This is a genomic window from Desulfovibrio inopinatus DSM 10711, assembly GCF_000429305.1.
Lineage (GTDB): Bacteria > Desulfobacterota > Desulfovibrionia > Desulfovibrionales > Desulfovibrionaceae > Alteridesulfovibrio > Alteridesulfovibrio inopinatus.
This window is the reverse complement of the sequence record NZ_AUBP01000012.1, coordinates 69,140-96,112: the sequence shown is the minus strand read 5'-3', so window position 1 is coordinate 96,112 and position 26,973 is coordinate 69,140. Positions and strand designations below refer to the sequence as shown.

Here is a 26,973-nt window from a genome sequence, read left to right as displayed (position 1 = left end):
CAATGGAAAGTGTCTTGGTCTTGTAAAATTCAGACAAGACTCGTTGACAGATTGCGGGCTTTCTTGACGCGGTCTTTAAATTCTCGTAGGCACTTTCGACTTTACAAGAATATGTATGAAGCGGAGCAGAGCGCGTTGACCCAAGATAGCCCAAAGAAAAAAAAGCAATACAAACTGCCGGTCAAGTCCGAGCATGTGGAGCGGTTTTATCCGCTGTTGGAAAGTCTGGACCGTAACGGTGAATTGAACGAAGTCTTCAAAAACCGTGTGGCCAAAGCATGCCAACTCCTCGATACCGGTGTGGATTTGTATCCCAATACGTTCCAAAAGGACACGGACGTCAAGACGATTCTTGATGAGTATGGTGATGCTGACGAAGAACAACTTGCTGCGCAAGATGTTTCCTTCAGACTTGCCGGCCGAATCATGTCTCAGCGGTCCTTTGGAAAGGTCCTGTTCTTTCACGTACGTGACCGATCCGGTCAAATGCAATGTTTTGCCTCCAAGGAAGACCTTGGAGCGGACATCTACAATTCGTTCAAAAAGCTTGATATCGGCGATATTGTTGGTGTTGCCGGAACATTGTTTCGTACAAAAACCGGTGAGCTGACACTGCGGTGTTGCGAAGTCATGTTGCTCACCAAGTCCATGCGACCCCTGCCGGAAAAATATCATGGGCTCAAAGATGTCGAAACCCGGTATCGTCAGCGATATGTCGATCTGATTGTGACGCCGAGAACATCGGAGATCTTTGCCAAGCGGACGAAGATTATCAGTGAAATGCGCCGGTTTTTTAATGATCGCGGATTCATGGAAGTGGAGACGCCGCTTATGCAGGCCATTCCTGGTGGTGCAACGGCGAAACCATTCGAGACGCACCACAATGCGTTGGACATGAAACTCTATATGCGCATTGCCCCTGAGCTTTACCTGAAGCGTTTGCTCGTTGGCGGGTTTGAGCGTGTCTATGAGATCGGGCGCAATTTTCGCAATGAAGGCATTTCGACGCAACATAACCCGGAATTCACCATGTGTGAATTTTACTGGGCCTATGCGACCATGGATAATCTCATGGACCTGACGGAAGAGTTGTTTTCCGGACTGGCTCAAGCCGTGTGTGGAGATACAACTATCGAGTACCAGGGACAGGCCATCAATTTGGCTAAAGGTGCCTGGACACGACTGACGTTCCATGAATCCCTGGAAAAAGTCGGCGGCCTTACTCCCGAACTCTACAATGATTTCGAGGCGGCTAGCGATTACGTGAAAAAGCATGGTGAGAAGGTCCTCAAAGGGGACCGACTCGGTAAAGTGCAGGCCAAGCTGTTCGACCTGTTCGTTGAACCGAAACTCATTCAACCACATTTTATTTACAGTTATCCGACGGACATTTCGCCGCTTTCCCGACGCAATGACCAGAATCCGGATGTCACGGATCGGTTCGAACTGTTTATTTGTGGTCGCGAAATGGCGAACGCTTTTTCCGAGCTTAATGATCCCGTGGACCAACGGCTTCGTTTCGAAGAACAAGTGAAGGAAAAAGAAGCCGGTGACGACGAAGCGCATCGCATGGACGAAGACTATGTCCGCGCGTTGGAATACGGCATGCCACCAGCTGCCGGGCAAGGTATCGGGATTGACCGACTTGTCATGCTGCTGACTGACTCGCCATCGATTCGCGAAGTCATCCTGTTCCCCTTACTTAGGCTTGAGGCGGGCCCCTCTTCAGCATGAGATTCGAGTTTTTTGTCGCGCTACGCTACCTATTCGCCAAACGGAAGGAAGCGTTCATTTCGGTCATCTCCATGTTCTCCATTTTGGGAGTCGGTCTGGGGGTGGCCGCGCTCATTATCGTTTTGGCAGTAATGAGCGGGTTTACCACGGATTTGCGAGACAAAATGCTCGGGTATAGCTCACACGTCATGGTTTTCGATGCTGGTATTACGATGCACGATTACCATGAAAAAGCAGCGATTGCCGCCAAAGTCCCCGGTGTTACCGGGGTTATGCCATTTGTCTATTCCGAAGCGATGCTCCGGGGAAATGGCGGGTATAAAGGCGTGGTTTTGCGGGGGATTGATCCTCAAAAAGCCAAAAAGGTCTTGAATCTCGAACGCGACATGGTTGCGGGGCAGCTCTCCGACCTGGTGCGTCCGGAAGGATTACCCGGTATTATTTTAGGCAAAGAGTTGGCCGACCGTATGGGAGTTATTGTTGGCGATACGGTCAGCCTCATGTCACCGACAGGGAGAATGAGCGCTGCCGGATTTACACCATCGGTAAAGATTTTCAAAGTTGTCGGTATGTTTCGGTCCGGCATGTTCGAATACGATTCATCTCTGGCCTATGTCGATATCCCCGCGGCTCAAAACCTCTGGGGCTTCCAGCAGGATCTGGTGACAGGACTGGATATTCGCGTAAACGATGTGTATGCTGCCGACGACATCGCCCAGGCCGTGCTGGGAGCGCTTGGCGGATACCCTCATCGGGTTCGCAACTGGATGGAAATGAACGCCAACTTATTCGCTGCGCTGAAACTCGAAAAAACGGCCATGTTCGTCATTTTGCTACTCATTGTTCTCGTGGCCTCCTTCAGCATTGTCACGGCGCTTGTCATGCTCGTTATGGAAAAGACGAAAGACATCGCCATTCTTATGTCCATGGGGTGTACCCGGTCGAGTATCCGCCGCATTTTTATGGTGCAGGGGGCTATCATCGGTATCACTGGAACGCTTCTTGGCTTCCTTGTCGGAGTCCCGGTCAGCTTGTTGTTGAAGAAATATCAATTCATCAAGCTGCCGCCCGACGTTTATCCCATGGATCATCTGCCCATTCGGCTTGAAGCGTCTGATTTGGCTCTTGTCGGCATTGTGGCTCTTGTTATCTGCTTTGTCGCCACTATATATCCGGCCCGTCAGGCCGCAAGCCTCAAACCGGCGGATGCGTTACGGCATGAATAATCCCTTTGTGTACGAATTGTCGGCCGTAACAAAACAATTTATCGGTCCCAATGAAACCATTGATGTGTTGAAAAACGTCAATCTGAACATCCATGCCGGATCCTCCCTTGCGATTTTGGGGGCTTCGGGATCGGGGAAATCAACTTTGCTCCACCTTTTGGGTGGGCTGGATGTTCCGACATCCGGAAGTGTGCTTTTTGGGGGGCGGGATCTGGCTCGGTTGGGACCACGGAAAATTGCAGCTGTTCGGAATCGGGAAATCGGGTTTGTTTTTCAATTTCATCATTTGTTGCCTGAATTTACCGCGCGGGAAAATGTTGCCATGCCTGCGCTCATTGCCGGGGAACATCGTGAGGTTGCTTTGGAATCGGCAACCACAGCCCTCGGCTTGGTTGGGCTTGGACATCGGCTCGATCACAAGGTAACAACGCTTTCCGGTGGCGAGCGACAACGTGCTGCCATTGCCAGAGCCGTTTTGCTGCACCCGCGGGTTCTTCTTGCCGATGAACCTACAGGGAATCTTGATGAAAAAACGGGTGAGGCTGCAGGCGAGCTGCTTGCCGGTCTGAATGAAGACTTGGGCACGACACTTGTGGTGGTCACTCATAATCTGCAACTGGCCCATCGGATGGGAAAACAGTTGGAACTACACGGCGGAGAACTCTATGGGCAGGCCTAACGTCCTTTCTGTTTTGGTATGTTTTTTTCTGGCGATGATTGTCGCCTTGCATTCCAACCCTGTGAGCGCGCAGGATGAAGCACCGACAAAGGTGGTCATCCTGCCTTTTGCCGTGAATGCTCCCGGTAAAACATCTGCTATCGCAAAGAGTCTGCCGGCCCTTTTGGCCGATCAATTGCGGAGCAATGGAGTGAGTGTGGTTGTGGCCGCAAACGCTCCAAACGGGACAAGCAAAGCATTGAGCCAAAACCAAGCGAGTAAGGCAGCTCGAAGCGCCGGTGCTGGAATGGCTGTATATGGCAGCTTCAACCAGGTGGGGGAGTCCATCAGCCTTGATGCCGAGGTATTGAAGCTTTCTTCCGGCAAAGCCGTTCCGATCGTTGTCACAAAAAAAGGATTGATCAATCTTCAACCGGCTGTAGCCGAGGCCGCCGACACCATTGCTGCAATGGCTTTACCCGGTGGGCGCATTGTCGAGATTGACGTTGAAGGCAACGATATTTTGGACAAAGACGTCGTGCTCCTCAAGATCAAAAGTCAGGTAGGAGATCGATACGATCCCCGCCAAGTGAATGATGATCTCAAGCGACTATACAAACTTGGATATTTTGATGACGTCCAGGTTCGCACCGAAGATATTGCCGGCGGAACCAAACTTATCTTTGTGGTGAGCGAAAAGCCGCGCATTCAGGCCATTAGTGTGATTGGCGCCGGAGATATCGATAAAGACGATATTCTGGAGGTCATGAACACGAAAACGGGCTCGGTACTTAACCTCGACGTGCTGGCCGACGATCTGAATAAGATTCGCGACCTCTACCGTAAAGAAGGCTACTACAAAGTTGACGTCACGTACGAGCTGGAAGCAGCCGACGCACGCCGGGCGCGTCTCAACATCGTGGTTCGCGATGCCAAGAAGCTCTATATTACGAACATCACCATCGAAGGTGCCAAGCAGATTGACCCCGATGATCTGAAAAGCGAGCTTTCGTTATCCGAACGTGATTTCCTCTCGTGGATTTTGGGCACGGGGGTGCTTAAAGAAGAATTACTCGAACGGGACGCCGCGGCGATTGAAGCCTATTACGCAAACCGCGGTTTTGTTGATGCCCGCGTTGGCCAACCGCGAGTGGATATTGCCGACGATGGCATTCATATTACGTTCCCTGTTCAAGAAGGAGAACGGTATCGCGTTGGTTCGGTGGCGTTTCGCGGTGATTTGCTCGAAGAAGACAAGGCCTTCATGGAGTACATTCATTTCGATGAACTCTCCGACGATGGATCCTTTTTCGATCGTTCCGTTTTGCGGGACGACATCAATATGTTGACCGAACTGTACGCTGATTACGGCTATGCTTTTGCCGACATCGATGTGGAGTTGGAGAAAAACGAAGCCGAGAAAAAGATTAACATCACCTATGTCATTGACAAGGGACGTAAGGTCTATATTCGGCGCGTGCTTATTGAGGGCAATGAAAAGACGCGTGACAACGTCATTCGACGTGAGCTTAAGCTCGCCGACGGTCAGATGTTTAGCGGCTCCAAGCTGCGTCGTTCCAATGAGCGTCTCGAAAAACTCGACTTCTTTGAAAAGATTGATATTGAACCGGTTCCGACGGATAATCCAGCCGAAGTGGATATGCTCGTCAAGGTGAAGGATAAAAATACCGGATCGATTGCGGTCGGTGCCGGTTACTCCACCTCGGACAGTGTCTTTGTCGGTGGTACCATCACCGAGCGCAACTTGTTTGGAAAAGGCTATTCCGCACGTTTCGGCGGAATGTTCAGCGGCCGGACACAACGCTTCCAGTTCAATTTTACCAACCCGCGTCTGTATGATTCGGACTTGACGGTAGGACTTGATCTCTACAACCACTATCGGAAGTTCGATGACTACAAGAAGGACACCGTTGGTGGTGCCTTGCGCTTCGCGTACCCCGTGGGTGAATACACCATGCTCGACTTGGTGTATCGACTCGATTGGTACAATATCTACGACACCAATCCCTACGCCTCATCCGTCATCGTTGAATCCAGCGGTGAACATTGGAGTAGCTCGCTTTACCTTGCCGCGACACGTGACACCACGGATAGTGCCACAAAGCCGACAAAGGGGACCATCAACGAACTGTCCTTCCAGTTTGCCGGTGGTGTTCTGGGTGGGGATGATGCGTTCATCAAACCGGGATTTACGTCGAACTTCTTCTACCCGCTGTTCTGGGATTCGGTGTTCCACTGGAAAGGGCATGCTGCTGCTATCTTTGATAACACGAGCGGTTCGATTCCTGTCTATGAGCGCTTTTATCTTGGGGGCATCAAGACCGTCCGCGGATATGAGGCTGATAAAATCTCACCGCGTGACCCGTGGACCGGTGAACGTATTGGTGGCACGCGAGAGTTTTATACGAACTTTGAATGGATTTTTAATATCAGTAAGACACACGGTGTTCAGGGCGTAACGTTCTTTGACATGGGCAGCGCCTGGGACGACAATGATGGTTTCGATCTCTACAAAGGTGTCGGTGTGGGCTTGCGTTGGTACTCGCCCATGGGCCTCTTCCGTGTCGAATATGGCTACGGCCTCGATGCTGATCGGCATAATATGGAACCACACCAGATCGGATTCACCGTCGGACAATCTTTTTAAGAGAAATATGCACATGGCCTTTACAAGGTCAGTAAAACGTGAGATGCGGGCCAGATATAATAATTGGCCCGCGACCAAACCAGTATGAAGGAGAATATATGCGAAAGTTAACCGTCGTGTTGTTGACTGCATTTTTTATGGCTGTTTCTGTTGTTCCATCTATGGCTCAGTCTAAAGTCGGTGTCATCAACCTCGACGATGCTTTGGTTAAAACCCGTCTTGGCAAGTCAGCGATGAGCCAACTCAAACGCAAGTTTCAATCCAGAGAAAAACAACTCTCAGCTCAAGAGAGCCGACTGAAAACGTTGCGTGAAGAATTGTCTAAATCCGGTATCTTGAGCGACAAAGCCAAACGTGAAAAAGCAACTCAATTTGAGTCTCAGTTGCAGCAGTTTATGAATGCACGCAATGCGTTCCAACAGGAATTCCAGGCTGAACAAAAGCGGTTGCTTGATCCTATTGTTGCGAAGATGCAGAAGGCCGTTGACGATTATGCCCGGCAGAAAGGGTTTGATCTTATCCTGGAAGCCCGGAGCGTCCCCTATTATAAAAGTGAGTTGGATATCACCGACAAGGTCATCAAGTTAGTTGACAGATAAGTCGGTACGCCGGGTTCGGCTCCAACGCATTTTTTCGCTTTATCCTGCCGGCCGGACGCTCTGAAGAGCGGTCCGGCCGGTTTTTTCGACCTCAGCGCCGTTCGACGCCGCGATTTCCCGTAGCGGACATGTCGCGTCGGTACAAGGAAATACACATGACTGTTGATACAAGCCGTATGATTAATGCGAAAGAGATTCTCACCCTTATTCCTCACCGTTATCCCTTTTTGCTCGTCGATAGAATTGTTGACTATACGCCAGGCGAATCGCTCCGGGCATATAAGAATGTGACCATCAATGAGCCCTTTTTTCAGGGACATTTTCCGGGACTCCCCGTCATGCCGGGCGTGCTCATTTTGGAAGCGCTTGCTCAGTCTGGCGCGGTACTTGTCGTGAAACAAAGTCCGGAGCCACTGGTCGACAAAGCGTTTCTTTTTGCCGGTATGGATAAGGTTAAATTTCGACGGCCGGTGGTCCCTGGGGATCGTCTCGATCTCGAATGCTTCGATATAAAGCATAAACGCAATATTTGGAAAATGTCGGCGAAAGCGACGGTTGATGGTGAAGTTGCGGCTACGGCATTGCTTACTGCGGCCATCGTTGATCGGTCCAGCATGGACTAAATTCTGATAGATCGGGAATAGCACTCTCGACAGACCGCTTTTCGACGTATCGCGACATATCAGAGATGAGGGGAGGTGACCTCCCCTTCTCGCTATCCAGTCCTTATTTTCCCCGCGCTACCAAGATGTTTCAAAAGTGCGTTTTTTTGTTCAAGACGGAGTTCCTGTTCGGGCAAAGAAAAACGCATAAATTCCAATTGTCATTGGCATCATTTTTTGGAAAAAGGTAGGATCGAAAATGTTGATCCTCTAAGTGATGCAATATGATTGGTATTTTCTTGATCGTACCTCGTCTTTTTGCGAAGGTGCATTACTCTTTTTGCGTCAATATGAAACAGTACACTGGGCTTGCCCCGGCCAGATAGATTGGCCGAGAATGAGATCGCCGGGAGATATAATATCGTGAACGCATCACCCTCCCCCTTGATCCACGGGTTGTTTTCCAATCCTGTAGATCTGATGCCGCTTTTGGATGAGGTTCCCATTCCTTTGGCGTTTTTATCCCTTACGGGTGTGGTTATCGGGTTAAACCGCGCTGCTGAGGCTCTGACTGGCTATTCCCGTCAAGAAGCGTGCGGTATTTCTTGCCGATACGTTTTTCGGTCAAATCATTGTGTGGATGCTTGTCCTCTTCAAGACGTCAATCCGCAACGCCGTTCGTTTGTCACTGAAGCCGACATTATCAATCGAGATCGTCAGCGTATTCCTGTTCGTCTCTCTTTTGCACCTATCCGGGATAGCCAGGGCCGTTTTGTCGGGTATCTCGAAGCTGTTGAAGACATGCGTCTTTTTGCCGAATTGGACGTCAAAAAACACCAAGCGTTCACTTTTGCAGAAATGGTGGGAAACAGCCCTCAAATGGAACGTATTTTTGAGATTTTGCCGGGCATCTCCCAGACCGATTCATCGGTCTTGATCACCGGTGAAACAGGAACGGGGAAAGATCTGTTGGCAGAAGCCATTCATAAATCGTCAAATCGAGCGAAGGGACCGTTTGTTAAGGTGAACTGTGGAGCTCTTCCTGAGACTTTGCTTGAGTCCGAATTATTTGGCCATACGAAAGGTGCATTTACCGGCGCCGTGGAAAATAAGCCGGGACGTTTTAAATTGGCACAAAATGGAACATTGTTTCTCACCGAGATTGGGGACTTGCCTTTGGCTTTGCAAGTGAAACTGCTCACATTTCTTGATGATAAAATTATTTATCCATTGGGGAGTACCAAAGGGGTTCCCGTTGATGTTCGGGTGGTTGCGGCAACACACCGCGATCTTGATCGTTGTGTACGCGAAGGGCGATTTCGTCAGGACTTGCTATTTCGGTTGAACGTTGTTCGTTTGCATATGCCTCCTATTCGCGAAAGAGGAGAGGATGTTCGGCTGTTGCTTGATCATTTTCTTCATTTTTTCAAAGCAAAATTCAATAATGCGGTCAAAGCATTTTCCCCCGAAGCGTTAGAGTTGCTGATGCGCTATCCATACCCCGGAAATGTCCGGGAGTTACGGAATATTGTTGAATATGCCGTCAATATTTGCGGAAATGAACGGATACGCATTTCGCATTTACCAGCCTATCTGCTTGAATCTCAGTATGAACCCATTTGTACTGAATCGTCTGAGGCGCCGATGATGATATCTGGACATTTTGAGTCAGAGCGAAAAGAAGCCAAATCTTCAAGTGAAAGTACGACTTGGAATGATGTGGAGCGCCGTATGATTCTTGATGCCCTGATCCAGGCGGGGGGGCGGCGAGGCATGGCTGCAGATATACTTGGCTGGGGGCGGAGTACTTTGTGGCGCAAAATGAAACAACACGGCATTGATGGGCAATAGAGAGGGAAGTCATGTCGAAGAAAGTGCTCATTCCGTTGCATGAAAATGATGTTGCTCCCCGGTTTGACCTGGCTGACGAAGTGTGGGTTGGGGTGGTCGATGAAGAGGCAGGGGTTTCCGAAGAACACACGGTTGTTCTTCCTCAAGCCTCTGCAGAAGGACTGTGTGCCATGATTTTGCATGAGCACATTGATATTGTCGTGTGTTGCGGGATAGAAGAGGAATATTATCAGTATCTTGTATGGAAACATGTCGACGTGTACGATTCTGTTGTTGGTACTGTTGATCAGGTTGTCTCTGCATTACTCCAAAAGAAACTCGCTGCAGGTCAAGTTCTGTTACAGCGTGACCAAGTTTCTTGTTCTGTTTCGTAATGTTTCAATATGTCGCTTGTGCATTAATTCCTTTTTAAACAAAATGAAACAAATAGAATCTTTCGATTTTTAACTCATCGAAACAACACGGTATTTTATTTGGCATGCTCCTTGCCTTATACTGTGTTGTGAAACAATTCCCGAGAGAGGATTCACGGTATGCATCATGTTCTCATCATTGAAGCAGATGAAAGGTTTCGAGGCCACTTGGCAGGTCGACTTCGTCGGCAACGGTTTCAGGTCATTGAAGCATCCGCTTTTGATGAAGCTATGGGCATTCTTGAGTCAACGCCAGTGGGGGTTGTTTTGCTTGGTTTGAACGACGGCCAACGTCATGGCTTGGATACCTTGTCGGCACTGCTGAAAGAAAATGCACATCGTAAGGTTATCCTGCTTGTTCCGGAAAAGGACGTGACGTTGTCCATGGAAGGCATGAAGCGCGGGGCGTATGACGATGTCGAATTGCCGTTCGACCTCCGGACGTTAGTCGAAAAAATCGACAAAGCGCTTGAGCCTGAGCAGGCGAATGTCGCCATGAGTGGTAGTGCGTAGCAAACCGGGCCTCAGTCTCAACCATCATGGTCTTGGTGGCTGTTCCTTTTTGCTGACGCATTATGTCGACGAATCGGAAATCAAGCGATGGGAGGAGCAATATGAAAGGGATGGGTTCCAACGCGGGCGGTCAGATGCCCCCTGGCAGTGTTATTCAGCATCCGAGCCACAGTGTGAAGATCAGGGAGGAAGGTATGAGCAAGTACCTGAAGAGCCCTTGGATCGAAATCGGCGTGATGGTCGGTGTCCTTGCTGTGACAACCATTGGAATGGGACTGGTCGGTTATGGATTGGATACACCCGCAGGCGGAATGACGGGTGGCACCATCTTTTGGATTCTGTTCGGATCATTTTTGTTGAGCTTCGGTATCGCCATGCTGGCCGTTATGGGCGGTATCGGCGGTGGAGTGTTGTTTACACCGATCATGTTGGCCTTCACCTCGGTGGACAGTTTGATCATACGTGCAACTGGACTCATCGTGGCCATGTTCAGCGGACTCATTTCAACCGGTCCATTCATGCGGCGCGGGTTGGCGAACCTCAAGCTCTGTATTCTTGCCGCAACGGCGTATGGGATTGGTGCTTTCGCTGGCGCACAGGGAGCCATCCTTGTGGCTGAGCATCTGGGAGCAACGGGGGAAGGCCTTGTGCGCATCTCCCTCGGTTTTATGATTCTCGCGTTGGCCTTCTATTTCATTATGGGTGGACAGAAGATTGAATGGCCTGTCGTCAAGAAGGTCGATCGTCTGACATCCTGGCTTAACATTACACAGCCGTATTTTGAAGAATCTGAATGTCGTGTCGTGGACTATAAAGTCACGCGTGCCTGGCAGCTCATGTCCGTGGTGATGTTCGTTGGTATGTTATCGGGATTTTTCGGTCTGGGCGCAGGATGGGCTATTGTCCCGGCGTTGAATATGGTCATGGCCGTCCCGTTGAAGGTTGCCGCAGCATGTTCGGGTGTTCTGCTCGGTATGGGGGACTGTGTGGCATTATGGCCATACCTGCTTTCCGGCGCCATTATTCCACTGTTTGCTGCACCGTGGCTTGTCGGACAAGTTCTGGGTGGCCTGGTCGGAGCGTATATTCTCATGCGCGTCAAAGCTGGTTTCATCCGTATCATTCTCATCGGCGTCATGTTCTTCACAGCCTATGGTCTTTTGACAAAGGGACTCAACGTTCTGGGTGTTATGGGACCCACGCCTCCTGCTGTGACCTTCAGTGTGTTTGGTGCCTGTGTGGCCTTTATTGTCCTGGCACTGAGTGGCCGTCTCCCCGGCTTCAGAAAGGCTTAATAGAAGGAGAACCATCATGACTACGAACAATAGCGTTGAATATACCTGCGAACGTCCCGTGATGCCGAAGGCCCAGGTGGCGTATGGTGATAGCGTATACTGGATTTGTGTTGTATCGGCCCTGCTGTGCATGATTGGACCGCTGGTAGCTTTGATTGACGTGGACAACAACGTGATCAACCCGCACTATCTGTTCGGTGCCATTTGGGAAGGGAAGAGCATTGAGGAAATCTGGATGGTCATGGGAAATCCGTTTCCCGGCGGCCATTTTTGGATCGACAACATGTTTACCGGAGACGGCCTGACTCAGTTCGGCTTGGTACTTGGCGGATCCAGTGCACTGCCAGCGCTGCTTATTGCGGCTTATTTTTACATGAAAGATAAGCCGAAGCATCCACTGTGGGCCGGTCTGGCACTGTGGGTTTCTTTTCTCATCATCTTCTCTCTCACCGGAATATTGAGTGCTGGTCATTAATTCTTCATTTCCTTCCCTCTCGTAAACGGGGCCGGCGTGGTAAGACGCCGGCCCCTCTTTGTGTTTCGAATCGCGTGACCGAAAAGGAAGCTGGGGAGAGATGTTTATTCGAGTCCGGCTTTGACGTAGCGGTGCTCTGATTTTCGTTGTCGTTCCGTATCTTGAATCTGTTTTTTGGTGAGTCGCGTATTGTCTTTAAAAAGCGTGTTCGCAGGATCGCATTTGCTGGCATGCTCAAACCAGCGGATCGATTCCTTCACATGTCCCAGTGCGTAAAGGCTGACACCTACATCATTGATGGCTTTGCAGTTCGGTGTACAGGCTGCAAGGATATTCTTGAAGACATCAATAGCTGCCAAATGTTCCCCTTTGCTTTGGAGGCCACGAGCTTGGCGAAAAAGCTCTTTGCATTGGCTTTCCGTTGCTGCATGTTTGGATGGACGAGTAGACGTCGATAACCATTTGCGTGCTCCTTCTGCATTATCACTATAGATTGTATTGCGTGGGTTGCAGGTCACTGCCTTTTCATACCACGGTAACGCATCTGCAATTTGCCCAAGCTGGTTATAACTCACCCCGATATTGTTCATGGCATCGCACAAGGTCGGGCATTGCTCGATAATGTCGGTGTATTCGGCAATCGCTTCGCTGTAGTGATTGTTTTTTTGTTCAGCATAGGCACGATGGAATCGGGTGAGGCACACACGTTCGAGAGGTGAATTCTCTCTGTTTGCCGCACGAGTGATGCCGGGTGCGTGCGCATTCGCGCTGTCGAGCTTGGATTTACCTGATTGAGCTGCCAAGAACAGCGCTTCCGCCTGTGTTTTTTGAGTATTGGTGTACAGAGAGTCTTGGTTGAGCTCTCGCAAGATGGCCAAAGCTGCTTCAAATCGATTGTTGTCGACAAGTTGTCGGGCTGATTTGAGATATCGTTCAGTTTTTGCTTCCGCTTGTTTTCGTGCAGCATCAATTCGTTTTTCCAGCTCGGCAATGGGAGGATAGTTTTCATTGATATGTCGGGCACCAGCCAGCGCCGTCTTGGCTTGATCGAATGCGTCGGCGTCTAATAACTGGTTTGCATCGTCCATGACGCGGATAATCGCTTCACGTTTATCGATGATGGATTGTTGCAGCTCGGCCGCAGTGTTCCAGTCGGGGCGCATGGCAAGGGCATTGGACGTTGCTGTCAACGCTGCGTCGATGTCACCGTTTGACCAAGCGGTTTTGGCCTCTGCCACAAGCCGTCCCAGGGTCAGCGCCTTTTCTTGTCGCTCGGCAATATCACGTCCGAGTTCTTGGAGCGGGGCAAAATTCGGGAAGGTTTTTTCGCCTTTTTCTACTATCACTTTGGCCTGTTCCAATTTTCCTTCGTCGGCCATTGCAGAGGCTTCACGCATAAGGTCTACGGCTTGCTGCCGTTTTTTAACGAGCGTGTTTCGTAAGCTCAGTGCTTCGGCGTTGCCTGGATCGATAAGCAAGGCATCGTTGATCGTTACTAATGCGGCATCCATCCGCCCTTGTTTTTGGCGACTCTGCGCTTCAGTAAGCAGGGCTACAACACGTTTGAGGTCGGATTTCCGTTGATCCATCAGGCTATAAAGACGTTGAATATCTGGTTGTGCCGGTGCGATTTTAGCGGCAGCTTCGAGATGCGGTGTCGCTTGATCGAAAGTATTTTGCTCAATGAGGTTCCGTGCCCGTTCAAGATGATCGGCAACGATGTCACGATCACTAATATACTGTTTTTTGAGCGACAACGCGGGCTCAAAAGAGGGATAGAGTTGGACCGCACGTTCGGTTGCAAGGCATGCCGCGTCGATATCGCCAGCACCCCATGCATTTTGAGCTTCGGTCAGCAACTCCTTCGTTCGTTTCATATTAACGTCCACCTGATCTATATCTCGTTGGGATATGGTGAACGAAATTGTTTCCTGTCCGTGTCCAAGAAGAATGTCACGACTGTCGCGAATTTCCACATGGGCAACAAGTGGGCCGATAGATGGTTTGGTAACGACCTTTTCGCGGGAACTCGCATTGGAATCAAGTCGACCGTCTTCTTCCAACGTCCAGACATAGCGAAGATGGGCAGAACGTGGAGTGGGCGAGACATCGGCGCGAAGACGTACGCCTTGGTTGACGGCAAGTTCACGTGACACTTCAACAGGGCCGACACCGTCTCTCCAAATGCGTGCTGGTGCAGACTCGGCGCCGATGTTTTTGATAGTCACATCGTAGGATTTCGCGTTTATATCCACTGTGGCTTCGTCAAGCGCCTCTGTCGGGACATTACCCGGATTGTCATAGCGCGGCACAACACTTACCGTCACCGGCTTATCATTCATGAGATAGAAAGAAATTTCTTTCGGTCCGACATCGACGAGTCGGGCATTCGTAGGTAACGGTTTCCACATGAGACGTAATGCATCAAGGTCGCTATCAAGAGAAAATTTCGCGGTGACTTTTTCACCCACCATAGGCTCTGACGGCGTGATACGCAGTGACACATGGGGTTTGGCGACGTTGACAGCGATCGGGGAAGAACGTCCTATATCGACCAGAGAACGACCAATACGGCGCGTACACGATACTTCCACCTGGCGTTCTCCCCATCCCATGAAGATGGCCGTGGTGGCGCTCGGGCCGTCCGGACTGATGAAACGGACATCTTTGGCGGCTGCCCAATGAAATATGAGGTCCTCATCATTGAGGCGTTTGCCACCGGCATAGACTGCCGCTTCAAAGGAAACAGCTCCTCCAACTTTGATGGTTCGACTCCGTGGAGCGGTCTTGGCCAATTCGATGGAGTAGCGGGGAGAGGGCGTAGGCAATGAATTTGTCGTAAGCGAAGTGGAGTCTGAGTCTGACGAGGGGGAAGGAGCAAATGCGGCCGTGGCGGCTGTGGAGCACGTTACAAACAAAAGCGCCAAAGCGCCGAGCCGTAAGGCGGCAAGAACGAATTGACGGAATGGGATATGGTGTCGGCGGCGTTGTATATACATCATAGCCGAGGTCCTAGGTTGGAGTTCGACAAAACACGTATTCTGTACGAAATACGGTTTTCCCTTGCATGGGGAGGCGTTTTTTGCCTGCTCTGTGTTTATACAGGTCTTATGCAAAAAATGATCCCTGAAAAAAGGAGTGATTTTTCCATGCAGCAGCGGTGCCTTCGATTATTTCTGGTCAATCTCTGTTTTCTCGGTGTTTTCCTTTTTGGCTGTTGTGTTGTTACGGCAGGCGAGAATCTCCCTCCCTACACATCGCATATTGAACCTATACCGACTGCAATGCGGCAGGCCATGATTGGTGTCTCCTGGCATCTTGGTTGCCCGGTGGCGTTGGATGATCTTCGCTGGGTCCAGGTCGGGTATGTCGACTTTGCGGGGAAAGTACAGCACGGCAGTCTCGTGGTGCATAAATCCGTTGCCAGCGATGTGGCCGATATCTTTGGTGAACTCTACGCTGCACGATTTCCTATAGAAAAAATGCAGCTCATTGAGGTCTATGGAGCTGATGATGATCAATCCATGGCGGATAACAACACGTCGGCATTTAATTGCCGTAAGGTAGCCGGAACCCGTGTCTTTTCTCAACATGCATTCGGCCGAGCTATCGATATCAATCCGGTGCAGAATCCATTCATCAAAAAGGGAGTGGTGTCGCCCTCCGAAGGCGCTGCATATACGGATAGAAGTCGGTATGTATCAGGGATGGTTTTGAAAAATGGGATGGTATGGAAGGCGTTTGTTCATCGCCAATGGAAATGGGGTGGAAGTTGGAGGTCTGTGAAAGATTATCAGCACTTTGAAAAAAAACAGTAAGCTCAGGGGGCATGCGGACAGGGTTATCGAAGGGGAAGGCCTGTCTTTTGAGCCGCTACCGATCGTGCCGATGCCGGTATTTGGACAAGAATAGGTGAGGCTTTGGGGTTCAGCCAATGGAGCAAGGTCAACATGGCATTGCTATGCAGGGCCGTACAACCGGCCGTTGCATCTCCGTCTTTTCGTTTGAGGTGGAGGTAGACACAGGATCCGCCTCCAGGAATTGGATGGGGTTGATTTTGCCCAACGTAAATAGCGTAGGTAAAAAGGCCGCTGGTCAAAAGGGTCGATTGGACCGTGTCGAGTTCAGGCGACGTTATGGCATCTCGATTGACGAGTTGATTGTAATACGGTGAGGCAGGATCTTCCACACACAGATGACGCGGCGTAATCGTTTCAACGTCATGCCGGAATCCGAGATCGTTTATGCCTTCGGGAGTGGCTAGAATATGCCCGAGAAAAAAAACACCGGCTGGTGAGCGTCCATCTCCTTCGAGCTTTTGCGGGATCGCTGAGTGTTGCGGCAAAATTTTCACGATACCGCGTCCCCACGCTAAACCATTTTTGCCGAGTTCGACTCGGGATGCGTGTCCGATCTTTTTCCACGGTGCATGAGGACGTGAGCGTGCAAATCGTTGCATCTCCCCATACGGAGTGTTCATGTCATCGGCAATAACGACGACCGCCTGCAATGATTGCGAGAGAGACGAATTCGCGAACGCTGGAGTGAATATGGCTAAGACCAGCAATAAGGTGCTGGCACAAGAATACACAGGTATCATATTCTATCCCGACGTATTGAGCACTTTCCCATTGTTGGCTTCTACAAGTTCCGGTTCCGGTCGGGCTGCCGACTGCATGCGCTGTAGCGACGAGATATTTGATGCTACATCTGCATCGATAGCGGTTCGACGTGAATCGGCGACCATTTCCAGATAGTTATTGACCGCGGTAATTTCACGAACTCCTTTGGGAGATGCAAGAGAAGCAGGTTTCAAAGGATTGGTCATAGCATTTTCCGGGTTAAGTGTTGTGTAACGATTTATATACCCACTATCCTTTTCGGCAAGGGGATAAATAAACTTTAGCAAAAGTTAAAGAGAAACCATAGACAATAGCGTGCCATCTCGTGTAACAATAAAAGTAAGCTCGATTTTTCGTTTGGCATGCGAGGGCTATGGTTTTTGAGAAAAAATGTCTCTTCTCCTGTTATCGGCCCATGCATTGCATTCATAAAACGTATGATGAGAGTCGTGTTACGATAGGAAGAAGAGAGGAAGTCATGAAAATAGTCCATCAGCCCAAAATAAAGCCCCAAGGCGTTCGTTGGATCACGGTACTGGTGTCGAGTGTTCTTGGCACTGCGTTACTGGTGTTGGCATTGGTGCAAGGTGCGCATCAGTTTGGAATTCTTGAAAAAGCTGATGTGCTAATGAAAGATATTCGGGGCTCGGAGCATGTCTATGATGGGTCAACATATCATAATTTCACGATGCCTATGCCCAAATTCAAAGAAAGCGCGAATCGGCACAACAACGTTTTAGCCCAAGCGAATTCCATGTGAAGGAGCAATATGGCTATGCCTACGGCGGTTTCACGGTGCACGACGATTCGAAATCGCCGTTGGTATTTCATTAAAATTACGCATCGTCGACGCAGACAGAAACCTATTGCAAGATGTAATGGGTACAATTTCTTGCATTGACCGTAGAGTAGGTATTTGAAATCGAAAGAGAGTAGAGAGCGCTTGACATTATTATTTGTAGTTCATATATATCCTCTGTGGATATATAAACGTTAGCCTGAAAGAAAGGGAAGATGCTTATGGCAAAGCTCGTAAGAGAACAGTCGGAAAAGGGGCGCTTACATATCGATACCTCGCTTATGGGAGAGTCTCTGGTGAGCCGGGAACTCTTGCGTCAAACTGAGGCAGGCGAATATTTTCGCATGCAGCCAGACATCAATGTGCTTAAAATCGGCGGGCAATCCATCATGGACCGCGGGGCAAGTGGAATTTTGCCCATTGTTGATGAGCTTATTCGGCTGAAAGATGAGCATAAAATTCTCCTGATGACCGGTGGAGGAACACGGGCACGCCACGTGTACAAGATCGGCATGGAATTGGGCATGCCGACCGGCGTACTGTCCAAGCTTGGTGATAAAGTTTCTTGGCAAAATGCGGAAATGCTGTCGATTCTCCTGGCCAAGCATGGAGGAGTCAAAATAGGACATAGCGACAATATCGAACAGTTAACGATGTTTTGTCGTCTCGGATATCTGCCAATTACAACAGGTATTCCTCCGTATGGCTTTTTCGAACATCCGGCCGAGGTGGGATCTATTCCTCCTCACCGGACGGATTCCGGCGCATTTCTCTTGGCAGAGAATATCGGCGCCAAGTCCGTTATCTATATGAAAGACGAAAAAGGGCTCTATAGCTCCGACCCCAAAAAGGTGGAACGTGTCGAAGACCTTGATTTTTATTCCAAGATTCATGTTGATGAATTAATTGAACTGGATTTGGATGATCTCATCGTTGAGCGACCCGTTTTGACATTTTTGAAGCATGCAAAATGCTTGAAGCAATTCCAAATTATCGATGCGCTCAATCATCCTGAGCATATCGAAGCGGCGCTTAACGGCGAAGAAGTCGGAACGATTGTCTACAAATAGCGATATCATACCGTCGACGTCCGGATACAATCCGGACGTCGACAATGTAGGGAACTCTCTCGTATAGTGTTTCCATGAAATACATTGTGTTGATTTTGGCCATTGCCTCCGAGGTCGCCGGAACGTCGGCATTGCAGGCATCCAAAGAGTTTACCCGGTTGTGGGCATCCGTTGCCGTCGTTGTGTGTTACGGACTTTCCTTTTATCTGCTCTGCTTGGCTCTTCGCTATTTCCCCGTCGGGATTGCGTATGCCATCTGGAGTGGACTTGGGATTGTTCTCATTTCCATTGTCGGACTCGTTGTTTTCAAGCAATCACTCGATCTGCCTGCCTTCATTGGGATTGGTTTGATTCTTGTCGGAGTGATTGTCATTGAGTTGTTTTCGCAAGCATCGCCACACTGACATCCCTTATGGATACCATCGCATGCACTGTGTTCTTGTCACTGACGTCTTTGGTGTAACGCCGGATGTGCATGAAATTGCCCGCCAGCTCGAAATGCCGTTGGTGATTGCCCCCTATTCTGCTGATTCGTGGTTTGAAGACGAAACCGCGGCGTATGCTTGGTTTATGGAGCAGGTCGGCATTACGGAATACGCTTCAATTATTGAGCGAGAATTGGATGGCCTTACGGGACCTCTTGTGGTGATCGGCTTCAGTGTTGGAGCAACCGCTTTGTGGACGTTACTCGATACTCCTGTGGCGGATCGTATAGCGCAGGCATTCTGCTTTTACGGATCACGTATTCGAGAGCATGTTCATTGTGAACCGACATGTCCGACAACGGTGATTTTCCCGGCAAGTGAACCCAGCTTTGATGTCCGAATTCTTGAAAGACAACTTGCACCGAAAGCGTATGTGGCCATGCGGTTCACGCGATGGGCTCATGGATTCATGAACCGATATTCAGCAGGTTTTGATTCTTCTGGGCGAGATCAGTGGATGGAGATACTTCTTCAAGCGTTGAAAAAGACAGGAGCACACTGATATTGATATACAGTGTGGACCGGATGCGGCGGGACACACATCCGGTCCGGCAAACGTTATTCCTTCTTATCACCCATGGCACCATCACCACCGGTCGGCAGGTAGACGACTTCGGCGCCAACGGTTTCGGCGATAACTTTGAGTTCCTGGCGACGAATATGCTTGCTGTACAGCTTTACGTCAGCTCCGGATACTCCAACAATACGAAAGCGAGGTTTCTTTTCACCTTGTTCAATCTTGCGACGTTCGCGGACAAAGATAGTAGCCATAATGTCCTCCTTGCCTCTCGGTAGGTTGTGTAAAGTCCTTATATCCTGTAAGGATATAAGCGGTTAAAGAAAACAGACAGGCACCGTCTGTTTGGTCGTTTTAACCTCTTGCTTCATATATATACTCTAAGGATATATTGTCAATATGGAAGAAGAAAAAACTGAAAATAAACGTGGATCACGACAGGGGAAGCCTGAACGCTATATGCAACCCAGCATATTAATGGCTCTTTTGGTAAAACCAACACATGGATATGATCTTATCCAGGAAATTCCGGAATATGGATTTATCCGTGGAGATGCTCCGCCGGGGATGGTGTATCGGCATCTGCGTCAAATGGAAGAGGATGGGCTTGTCGAGTCAGAATGGACGACCGACGGGTCTGGACCGGCTAAGAGAATTTACCGTATCACGGAGATCGGGCATGATGTCCTCGATTCCTGGATCGTGTATATGGAACGTCAACGTGACTTGTTGGATCGTTTTATCCTGAATTACAAGTCGATACAGGAGCAAGCGTGACATCGCGACGGGAAACAGCGGCGAAGCAAGTTTGCTCTGTCGAGTTTTTCAGAAACAAACATGTCGGAGTGTGGCGACCTAGCAGGTGGCTACACTCCGACATGTTTGGGTGTTGAATGAACGTTGCAGCTTACCGTTTGGTGATTGCCAGCTTTACACCAAGAGAAATGAGGACAAACCCAAGGGCTCTGTCTAACCAGACTCTGAGAGATTGGCTTTGGCGAAGTTTTTCCGTGACCTTGTCGCTCAGTAAGATGATGGGAGGCTCCACAAAAGCGGCAACGACGATGATCAAGACGCCGTGAATCATGAGTTGCGCCCATATGGGGCCAGCACCTTCCACGACAAACTGCGGGAGAAAAGCGAGAAAAAACGTGGCGACTTTCGGATTCAGCAAGTCAATTAATACTCCTTGCCGAAACACGGAGCCGATGCTTTTTCTTGTGCCTTTTCTTTCTATAAGCAGTGAATTCCCGTCAGAACGCATCGCTCGTATACCGAGCCAACCTAGATAGATGACGCCAAGCCATTTGACGACTGAAAAGGCTGTGGCCGAGCTGGCGACGATGGCTGTGAGGCCCAACGCGGCCAACACAACATGGCAAAATGCTCCCGCCCAGACACCAAGCATTGCAGCGATCCCGGCTTTCTTCCCTTCCTTGATCGTATGGCTCAAAATGAAGGCGATATCGGGGCCTGGAGAAATATTCAGAAGAAGGGCGGCACCTAAGAAAGCTGACCAGTGTGCGAGAGAATAGTCGAACATCGCAGAGTCCTCGATTGTATCTATTGCAAAAAAATCCCAAAATACCTTGGTCTGAATTTGTCAAATCAAAGAGGACATGTCGAGCGTCTCAAACCCATCTGATAGGGCTACACATGGTGTATGCCTATTCGATATTTTTCAGCGAATGCAATTCGATTGGAGAACGGTTTATAACAGTTTTAGGACAGAAGCTGAAAATGACGAAGGAGAAATGGGCGAGAGCTTATCCATTCTATAAAACGGGTTATCGTATTTGCATGGATGAGCCCGATATGGAGACATCACCGGCAGACTGTTGAACAGAAGAACCTGAGAAGGGACAACGCGGGGGGAGGCCGCGTTGTTGTGAAAGAGATTAGGCTGCATTGGATTTGGGGTGAGCTTTTTTCCGTTTGCCATGAGCCGTTACCCAGCCTCCGTTTTCAGCGGCTTTGACTTGGAGAACGGGAACACCGGCCCAGAGCGAAGGACGCAGCCAACCATTCGTAAAAACCATATCGTCGGGGAGTGGAACTGCCGGATCGCGGTCGATGGAAACGACACGAATACCGGTTTCCCAAAGCTCTTGAACGAGAACATCGGTACCAAGTGAACGTAACCGGCCATATTCAATGAAGCGGCCACACCAACCGTGAGCGGTCAAACCAACAGCAGCCGACGCACCGATAATGCCATCATTTGTGCCACCGAGCCCTTCCAGATAGACTTGTTTCGCTGCCTGCATGGCATCTGCCTGGTTAACGATTTTACCGGAACAGACCATGCCGAAGTTGATCAAGTCGGTATTGACTGCTCCAGCCGGAGCCACACATAAACCCGGATCACTTCCAAGGCTTGCATGAGCCAAAATGTGGTCCACGGCGCGTTGCTTGGTTTCGTCGAGTTCGGCAGGGTCGTTATATTCAACGACAATACAGGCCGAGCTGTTGTTTGAGGTGTAAGGCACACCTTCAAGTCGGGGAAGCTGATGTCGAATAATACCCCAGACCGACACTCCCTCAGGGAGTTGGGCGGCGAATGTCCGGGCAAGCCTACCTGTCCCCATGGCCGCACCGACCACATCCGTATCATCTAAACCAATATAGGCGAGCATTGTTGTCTCCTTGTCTTGTGTTGAGGTGGCATAGCGCAAGTTGTGAGGAGGCACAAGCTCTGCTTGTCTTGGCAGAGAATTGACACGAACTTTCAAGGGAGGATTTCTATTTAGAAAAGTTTGAAAATTCCTTTCACCGTATTCGCCGGAAGACTGAAGATACCTTTGAAGAGACGAAAGACAGTGACGCCGATCATGCGTGAGGTATCCACTTTCAAACTTGGGAAGGATAATGTGCCTTGGATATCGGCAGGAATCCGTGGAGAGCCGTCAATACTCACTTGAAGACCCAGATCGATAGCTTCGTTGACGAGGTTGAGGGTTCCTTTGCCATTCGCTTCAATCGTCGGTCCATGAATAAGAAAATTATCGGTGGTTGCAATGCCGTTTTGGGCTGTGAACGAGGCGCTGAAGACATCAAAGTCGACTTCTTCGCGTCCTGCATTGGGATCGCTTTTGTCATCTGAACCGGAGGAGGGACGAACGCTGATGAGTCCGTCTGTCAAACGGAAACGTGCGTCTCCGGAAAGATTTTGACGCAATGTGAGTTCAGAAGCGCCCTGACCACGGGCCGAAAGGACGAAATAGCCCTTGCCTTTGCTGATGGCTTGTCCATCAGCGAAGTCGGCGAGGAGAGGGGCTGCCTGTATTCCATCGAGTGAGAGATTGACCTCGGCACGTACAGTTTGCTTTTCTGCTTTGATATCAATTTTGGCAGAATACGTGCCGCCATAGAACATGTCGGCTTGGTGCGACGCATTGAGCACCCCGTTTTGGCAGGTCAGGTTCAGTCGGGATTTTTTCCACAGCATGTTCCCTTTCTTCATAGAACCGATACGAATTTTGGTTTTAAAAGCGAGTTTGCGTAATGTCGTCGTGTCAAATGGAGTGGTATCTGGCAGCGGTGGGCCGGACTCCTCGGTTGGAAATGGCTGGGGGGGGAAGTAGTGGTCGATATCAATAGAATCCACATCGAGTTCGAGAAGTGGGAGCGCGTTGGCAAAATCGGGAATGATAAAGGCCCCCGTTGCAGTGGTCTTATCGAGCTTGATAGTGAGTTTAGAAAGCGTCAGTCCTTTTGTATCTGCTGTGAGATTAAACCGAGCTGATGCCGTATTCAGTACGGTCGGGGAAGCTTTCGGATCGATGGATAGACCATAGGTCGGTAACGATCTGCGTGGAGAGAACGGTTCGATTTCAAACTGACCATGAATGAAGTCATTTTTCTTGTCGAGATCAATCTGTACCTCGCCTTTTCCTGCAAGGCCGGGAGTTTGGATGAGAAGCTTGGAGATGATGATTCGCTTCTGGGAAGCATCATAGTTACATCCCATACGCCACGAGACAGGGAGAGGATTTTTTTGTTTGCCTGATAAGGGCTTGAGGCTCAATTCTCCACGAGCTGTAGACGTGACGAGTGACAGCGGCGTATTGTTCTTATCGATCTCGAGACGGGCTGTGAATTGGCCGAGTCCTTTTGTTACGGTGCCTTGGGTTGCAAATTGAACCGTACTTGTTATGTCGAAACTGGCGGTTCCGTTTGGTGCTGCGACATCGTGTCCGTGAAATGTAAGCTTGGCGTTGGTCCGATTCAGTTTCCAGCCTGGTGTCTTCGGTGTCGGTTTGAATACGCCATGAGGGATGGATACATTGAGTGTTCCGTTTAAACTGGAAACGATATCTTCTCGTCGATTTCCAGTAAATTGAGCGTCCACGTTCGCATCCATGGCGCCCCGAAGGGGCCATCCTCGTGCAATGGTCTCGTGTGGCTTGATGTTATCGAATGTGAGGGAGATACTGGACGTGCCATGTGTCGCGGTGTCGTCCAACAATCCAAGGAGCTTGGCTTCACCATCGAGTTTGCCGCCAAGTACTTGCGCCTTTATTGATGTAAGACTGAGCGTCGATCCATCGAATGTTCCGCGAATTGACACGTCATTGATGGGCGTTCCCATCCCCTGCAGCGTTTTGATGCGAGTTGTTCCCACAACCTTCATGGTGTTTGGCCATGACATGGGCGCTGGCGATTCTGAGCCGCTGTGGCTGAGGTCAAGGGTGTCGAGATCGACATCAATGGTCAAAAGCGGGTTCGGGATGGGGACAAAGTCGACGGAACCTTTCAAAGAAAGATCATTATACCGTAATGTACCATCCGTGGCCTTGATATGTTGTATTGTTTGGCCATCCAATTGTTCGAAACCAATGCCTATCTTTGTATCGAAGGCAAGAGGGGAAGCGGAACTCTTGGGGACAGAAGATAAGTTGAAAAATGTAGCGATATCATTTGGATAAAGTTCAGGTGACGCGACATGTCCTTGAAATTGGTTGGCTGTCATGTGCCCGGTGAATTTCAGCTCTGAAGTACGTATTACATTTGGGGAGGAGGTCGTTTTCGAGAAAAAAAGCCGAGCCGAACCGTCAAGTTGTGTTCCGGTCGTGCTTCCCTGGAGCTTCAAATCGGCGGCAATGGATTGATTCTGCGTACTGAGCGAAACCGGGTACAGGCGATATTTTCCTTCGTTTGCTGTAACGGCAAGAAAAGCATGATCATACCGTTGACCTCGCAAAGAGACATTACGCCCGCGAATTGATCCGCGCATGCTGAGTGCTTGCGGAAGGTGAAACGACTGTCCGGTCGATGCCGGAATGATGGGGCGGAGTAAATCGATATCAAGACCGCGGACGTCTGCATCGAATGTGAGCTGGGGAGATGACGCGTTATGGAAAGAAAGGACGGCAGAGAGCGAGCCTGCCTCTTTGGCGTCGATATCCAGCTTTTTTATATCCAACCGTTCTGTTCCGGCTTCGAATACGATTTCTGTTTTCGCGGTGAGCGGTTTTGTCGCTACAAGACGAGGAGTATCGTTTAATGACGCGGAGGCCTTGGACGGTGTCGAAGAAAGAAGCCCTGCTTTGATCAATCCGTCGAGCGACAGAGGAGCGGTGAGTGTCAGTGCGCCTTGAAAAAGCGGATCGCCGAGCACGTCTTTGCCTATGACGTGGCCAATGGCTTCAGCGCCAAGTCCTTTGGCGTGGAAATTGTCCAGTTCGATGATGCCGGTCGCGGTGTTCAGAGTGAACCGGGTGCCGAGTGTGGCCAACGGGGGGGCTGTACGCTTTTGGAGTACGGCGAGGGTAAAAGGTTCCTTCGGGCGAGTTCCGGAAAGAATACCTATAGCGAGTTCTCCTGCCTCTATTGTCCAATCGTCGGTTTCGGGCAGGAAATGGGCTGTGCCTTTGGCATGGATTGTTGCATAGACATCGGTCGATTTCGGGGTGATGTCGAAGGATAAAGAAAAACCGAAGGTGTCGCCTTGTCCCGTTGATAAGTTGAGCCTGTCCATGACTGCCGACAAGCCATTCTTTTTATCGATCCAAATGACTGTGGTGTCGAGCATGCGAATGCCTTGGAAACGAGGAATAACATTCCAGTGCGATTCCGGGGAATCAACAGGCGTATTGGCTGGAATGGTGTCGGATGAAATTGTCGGAGAGCGGCCGGAGCGAGTTTGAAATGTCGGGGTGTCTTGCCGTGTTGCCTGGTTTCCATTTGAAGAGGACGCCAACTTTGCTGGAGGAAGCATTTTTGTGAGGAACGACGGGAGAAAGGGGAGCGACGACCAGTTGCCTTGTCCACTTGGGTTCTTGATAAGACGGAGAGTGACATTGCGTAACGAAACAATGGACGGGATGATGTCTCGCGAAAGAAGTGGCAAAAGTTGAACCGTTATGGCGGCTTTTCCCACGTCGAGCATAGGGGTGTCGTCAAAACCCTCAGGGTTGGCGATATGCAGAGGTCCAGCGACAAAGCCGGGAGCAGGCAAGAGCGTTAGCTTGACCGGCCCGGTGACTTCGACATGTCGATTTGTAACCCCCTCCAGCGTTTGTGCGACTTGGGATTTAAGTGTGTCTTGTCCGATGAGGGCCGTCAAAACGGCTGGAGCCGCAAAGACAAGACATGTACTGATGGCGAGAAGCCAAAGCACAGCAAACATCACACGTCGACGAAGGCGTGAGGTCATTGAAATTGCTTGTGATGAATGTTCAGGCTGTTGGGACGTTCGTATTTCCATAAGGGAGAGATGGCGTCATATACTGTGTTTGCCGCGCAATACTTTTTGCCAAAGCGGCGGCTCTTTCTTTACAGCAAACCGGGTCGCAATGAAAGGATTGCAACCCGGATTTTTGGAAGAAAAAAGCAGAACAGCGTTAAAATGGGATTTGCAAGCCGACGCCGCCAACCGGTCCGGAGCCATTGCTTGAGCTTTGCCAGGCACGGTTTTTGGGAGTAAGTGCGTCCGAACCAAATCCGAAGACACCGGTCACTTGCGCACCGGAAGGTGTGGTGATGGCCGCTTTGATGCCGGCTTCTTTGGATTGAGCGTTGGATTCAAACGCCAATGTTCCGTCTTTGGGAGTTTTGGGGTGGATGTCCGACAGATCTTGAGAGACATGATCAAAGGCTGGCGAAAGTCTCACGTTCTGGGATGCCGCGTAGGGACCGATAGAATGGGGAGATGCTTCAGCGGTTACGGGGGGATTGGGAATGAGGATCGTTTGACCGGCGCGAAGATCGGTTTCATATTTGAAATTGTTAGTGTACATGATGCGCGCTTTGTTCACCCCGAAGGCTTGACTGAGGCTTTCAAGCGTTTCTCCCGGTTTGACCGTGTGCGTTACAGTATAGGCGTTCGCCGGCGTGACACAGAACACAGCGAAAAGCAGAAGAGACAAGAGAAAACGGTATAGCGTCATTTTTTCGACTCCTGAAATGCCTCGGATTGTATGGGGATTTACATGCAATCGCGCG

The 26,973-nt window shown here is 50.0% G+C and carries 25 protein-coding genes; 17 read left to right on the top strand and 8 right to left on the bottom strand.

The features are described 5' to 3' along the window. The first annotated feature begins 135 nt into the window (after window positions 1-135). The 11 genes from lysS (at window position 136) to G451_RS0110960 (ending at window position 12,034) form a co-directional block, all read left to right on the top strand. The gene (gene lysS / locus G451_RS0111010; protein ID WP_027184305.1) at window positions 136-1,734 is read left to right on the top strand and encodes a lysine--tRNA ligase; all 1,599 of its coding nucleotides are present in this window, start codon (window positions 136-138) and stop codon (window positions 1,732-1,734) included. After that, complete coding sequence (locus tag G451_RS0111005; protein ID WP_027184304.1) at window positions 1,731-2,960, top strand: lipoprotein-releasing ABC transporter permease subunit; 1,230 nt, start codon at window positions 1,731-1,733, stop codon at window positions 2,958-2,960. The genes lysS and G451_RS0111005 overlap by 4 nt, the downstream gene beginning before the upstream one ends. Beyond that, the gene (locus G451_RS0111000; RefSeq protein WP_027184303.1) at window positions 2,953-3,639 is read left to right on the top strand and encodes an ABC transporter ATP-binding protein; all 687 of its coding nucleotides are present in this window, start codon (window positions 2,953-2,955) and stop codon (window positions 3,637-3,639) included. Before G451_RS0111005 ends, G451_RS0111000 begins: the two co-directional genes overlap by 8 nt. Continuing rightward, window positions 3,626-6,286, top strand: coding sequence for an outer membrane protein assembly factor BamA (bamA, locus tag G451_RS0110995; protein WP_027184302.1), 2,661 nt, complete (start codon window positions 3,626-3,628; stop codon window positions 6,284-6,286). Before G451_RS0111000 ends, bamA begins: the two co-directional genes overlap by 14 nt. Before the next feature lie 98 nt (window positions 6,287-6,384). Then, window positions 6,385-6,885 (top strand): OmpH/Skp family outer membrane protein, encoded by a 501-nt coding sequence (locus tag G451_RS0110990; protein ID WP_034641779.1) that lies wholly within the window; start codon window positions 6,385-6,387, stop codon window positions 6,883-6,885. Between the two features lie 155 nt (window positions 6,886-7,040). Continuing rightward, window positions 7,041-7,508 carry a 3-hydroxyacyl-ACP dehydratase FabZ gene (gene fabZ, locus G451_RS0110985; protein WP_027184300.1) on the top strand — a complete coding sequence of 156 codons (468 nt, stop codon included), beginning with the start codon at window positions 7,041-7,043 and terminating at the stop codon, window positions 7,506-7,508. A 402-nt stretch (window positions 7,509-7,910) separates the two neighbouring features. Continuing rightward, on the top strand, window positions 7,911-9,338 hold the full coding sequence (locus G451_RS0110980) for a sigma-54 interaction domain-containing protein (protein WP_245587807.1): 1,428 nt from the start codon (window positions 7,911-7,913) through the stop codon (window positions 9,336-9,338). A gap of 11 nt (window positions 9,339-9,349) precedes the next feature. After that, the gene (locus tag G451_RS0110975) at window positions 9,350-9,712 is read left to right on the top strand and encodes a NifB/NifX family molybdenum-iron cluster-binding protein (RefSeq protein ID WP_027184298.1); all 363 of its coding nucleotides are present in this window, start codon (window positions 9,350-9,352) and stop codon (window positions 9,710-9,712) included. A gap of 159 nt (window positions 9,713-9,871) precedes the next feature. Continuing rightward, entirely contained in the window at window positions 9,872-10,264 is a 393-nt protein-coding gene (locus G451_RS0110970) for a response regulator (protein WP_027184297.1), read from the top strand. A 194-nt stretch (window positions 10,265-10,458) separates the two neighbouring features. After that, window positions 10,459-11,559: a sulfite exporter TauE/SafE family protein gene (locus tag G451_RS28870; RefSeq protein WP_084448522.1), complete on the top strand. Its 1,101-nt coding sequence runs from the start codon at window positions 10,459-10,461 to the stop codon at window positions 11,557-11,559. Between the two features lie 16 nt (window positions 11,560-11,575). Continuing rightward, a complete protein-coding gene (locus tag G451_RS0110960; RefSeq protein ID WP_027184296.1) occupies window positions 11,576-12,034 on the top strand; it encodes a hypothetical protein in 459 nt (152 codons plus the stop codon). Between the two features lie 104 nt (window positions 12,035-12,138). Here G451_RS0110960 and G451_RS0110955 read toward each other — a convergent pair whose 3' ends face one another. After that, a complete protein-coding gene (locus G451_RS0110955) occupies window positions 12,139-15,036 on the bottom strand; it encodes a tetratricopeptide repeat protein (RefSeq protein WP_027184295.1) in 2,898 nt (965 codons plus the stop codon). 147 nt (window positions 15,037-15,183) lie between these two features. Here G451_RS0110955 and G451_RS0110950 point away from each other — a divergent pair, with 147 nt between their 5' ends. Further along, window positions 15,184-15,852 (top strand): M15 family metallopeptidase, encoded by a 669-nt coding sequence (locus G451_RS0110950; protein WP_027184294.1) that lies wholly within the window; start codon window positions 15,184-15,186, stop codon window positions 15,850-15,852. A gap of 23 nt (window positions 15,853-15,875) precedes the next feature. On the opposite strand, the gene G451_RS28865 is transcribed toward G451_RS0110950, so the two are convergent. Together G451_RS28865 and G451_RS0110940 are read right to left on the bottom strand one after the other, a co-directional pair. Continuing rightward, window positions 15,876-16,634 (bottom strand): L,D-transpeptidase family protein, encoded by a 759-nt coding sequence (locus G451_RS28865; RefSeq protein ID WP_051261387.1) that lies wholly within the window; start codon window positions 16,632-16,634, stop codon window positions 15,876-15,878. Between the two features lie 3 nt (window positions 16,635-16,637). Further along, on the bottom strand, window positions 16,638-16,862 hold the full coding sequence (locus G451_RS0110940) for a hypothetical protein (RefSeq protein WP_027184293.1): 225 nt from the start codon (window positions 16,860-16,862) through the stop codon (window positions 16,638-16,640). A gap of 272 nt (window positions 16,863-17,134) precedes the next feature. Here G451_RS0110940 and G451_RS0110935 point away from each other — a divergent pair, with 272 nt between their 5' ends. From G451_RS0110935 to G451_RS0110920, 4 genes are all read left to right on the top strand, one after another. Next, on the top strand, window positions 17,135-17,416 hold the full coding sequence (locus tag G451_RS0110935; protein ID WP_027184292.1) for a hypothetical protein: 282 nt from the start codon (window positions 17,135-17,137) through the stop codon (window positions 17,414-17,416). Window positions 17,417-17,676: 260 nt separating this feature from the next. Beyond that, complete coding sequence (locus G451_RS0110930) at window positions 17,677-18,525, top strand: amino acid kinase family protein (RefSeq protein ID WP_027184291.1); 849 nt, start codon at window positions 17,677-17,679, stop codon at window positions 18,523-18,525. Window positions 18,526-18,599: 74 nt separating this feature from the next. Further along, on the top strand, window positions 18,600-18,929 hold the full coding sequence (locus tag G451_RS0110925; protein ID WP_027184290.1) for an SMR family transporter: 330 nt from the start codon (window positions 18,600-18,602) through the stop codon (window positions 18,927-18,929). 22 nt (window positions 18,930-18,951) lie between these two features. Beyond that, window positions 18,952-19,512, top strand: coding sequence for a dienelactone hydrolase family protein (locus G451_RS0110920; RefSeq protein WP_027184289.1), 561 nt, complete (start codon window positions 18,952-18,954; stop codon window positions 19,510-19,512). A gap of 56 nt (window positions 19,513-19,568) precedes the next feature. Here G451_RS0110920 and G451_RS0110915 read toward each other — a convergent pair whose 3' ends face one another. Then, window positions 19,569-19,781 carry a hypothetical protein gene (locus G451_RS0110915; protein ID WP_027184288.1) on the bottom strand — a complete coding sequence of 71 codons (213 nt, stop codon included), beginning with the start codon at window positions 19,779-19,781 and terminating at the stop codon, window positions 19,569-19,571. Between the two features lie 145 nt (window positions 19,782-19,926). Here G451_RS0110915 and G451_RS0110910 point away from each other — a divergent pair, with 145 nt between their 5' ends. Further along, complete coding sequence (locus G451_RS0110910) at window positions 19,927-20,304, top strand: helix-turn-helix transcriptional regulator (RefSeq protein ID WP_034641776.1); 378 nt, start codon at window positions 19,927-19,929, stop codon at window positions 20,302-20,304. Window positions 20,305-20,434: 130 nt separating this feature from the next. Here G451_RS0110910 and G451_RS0110905 read toward each other — a convergent pair whose 3' ends face one another. The 4 genes from G451_RS0110905 to G451_RS0110890 form a co-directional block, all read right to left on the bottom strand. Further along, window positions 20,435-21,070 carry a LysE family translocator gene (locus G451_RS0110905; RefSeq protein WP_027184286.1) on the bottom strand — a complete coding sequence of 212 codons (636 nt, stop codon included), beginning with the start codon at window positions 21,068-21,070 and terminating at the stop codon, window positions 20,435-20,437. 355 nt (window positions 21,071-21,425) lie between these two features. Continuing rightward, entirely contained in the window at window positions 21,426-22,163 is a 738-nt protein-coding gene (locus tag G451_RS0110900; protein WP_027184285.1) for a hypothetical protein, read from the bottom strand. A gap of 110 nt (window positions 22,164-22,273) precedes the next feature. Then, complete coding sequence (locus G451_RS0110895) at window positions 22,274-26,185, bottom strand: AsmA family protein (RefSeq protein WP_027184284.1); 3,912 nt, start codon at window positions 26,183-26,185, stop codon at window positions 22,274-22,276. Between the two features lie 187 nt (window positions 26,186-26,372). After that, window positions 26,373-26,918 (bottom strand): LysM peptidoglycan-binding domain-containing protein, encoded by a 546-nt coding sequence (locus tag G451_RS0110890; protein WP_027184283.1) that lies wholly within the window; start codon window positions 26,916-26,918, stop codon window positions 26,373-26,375. Window positions 26,919-26,973 lie beyond the last annotated feature (55 nt).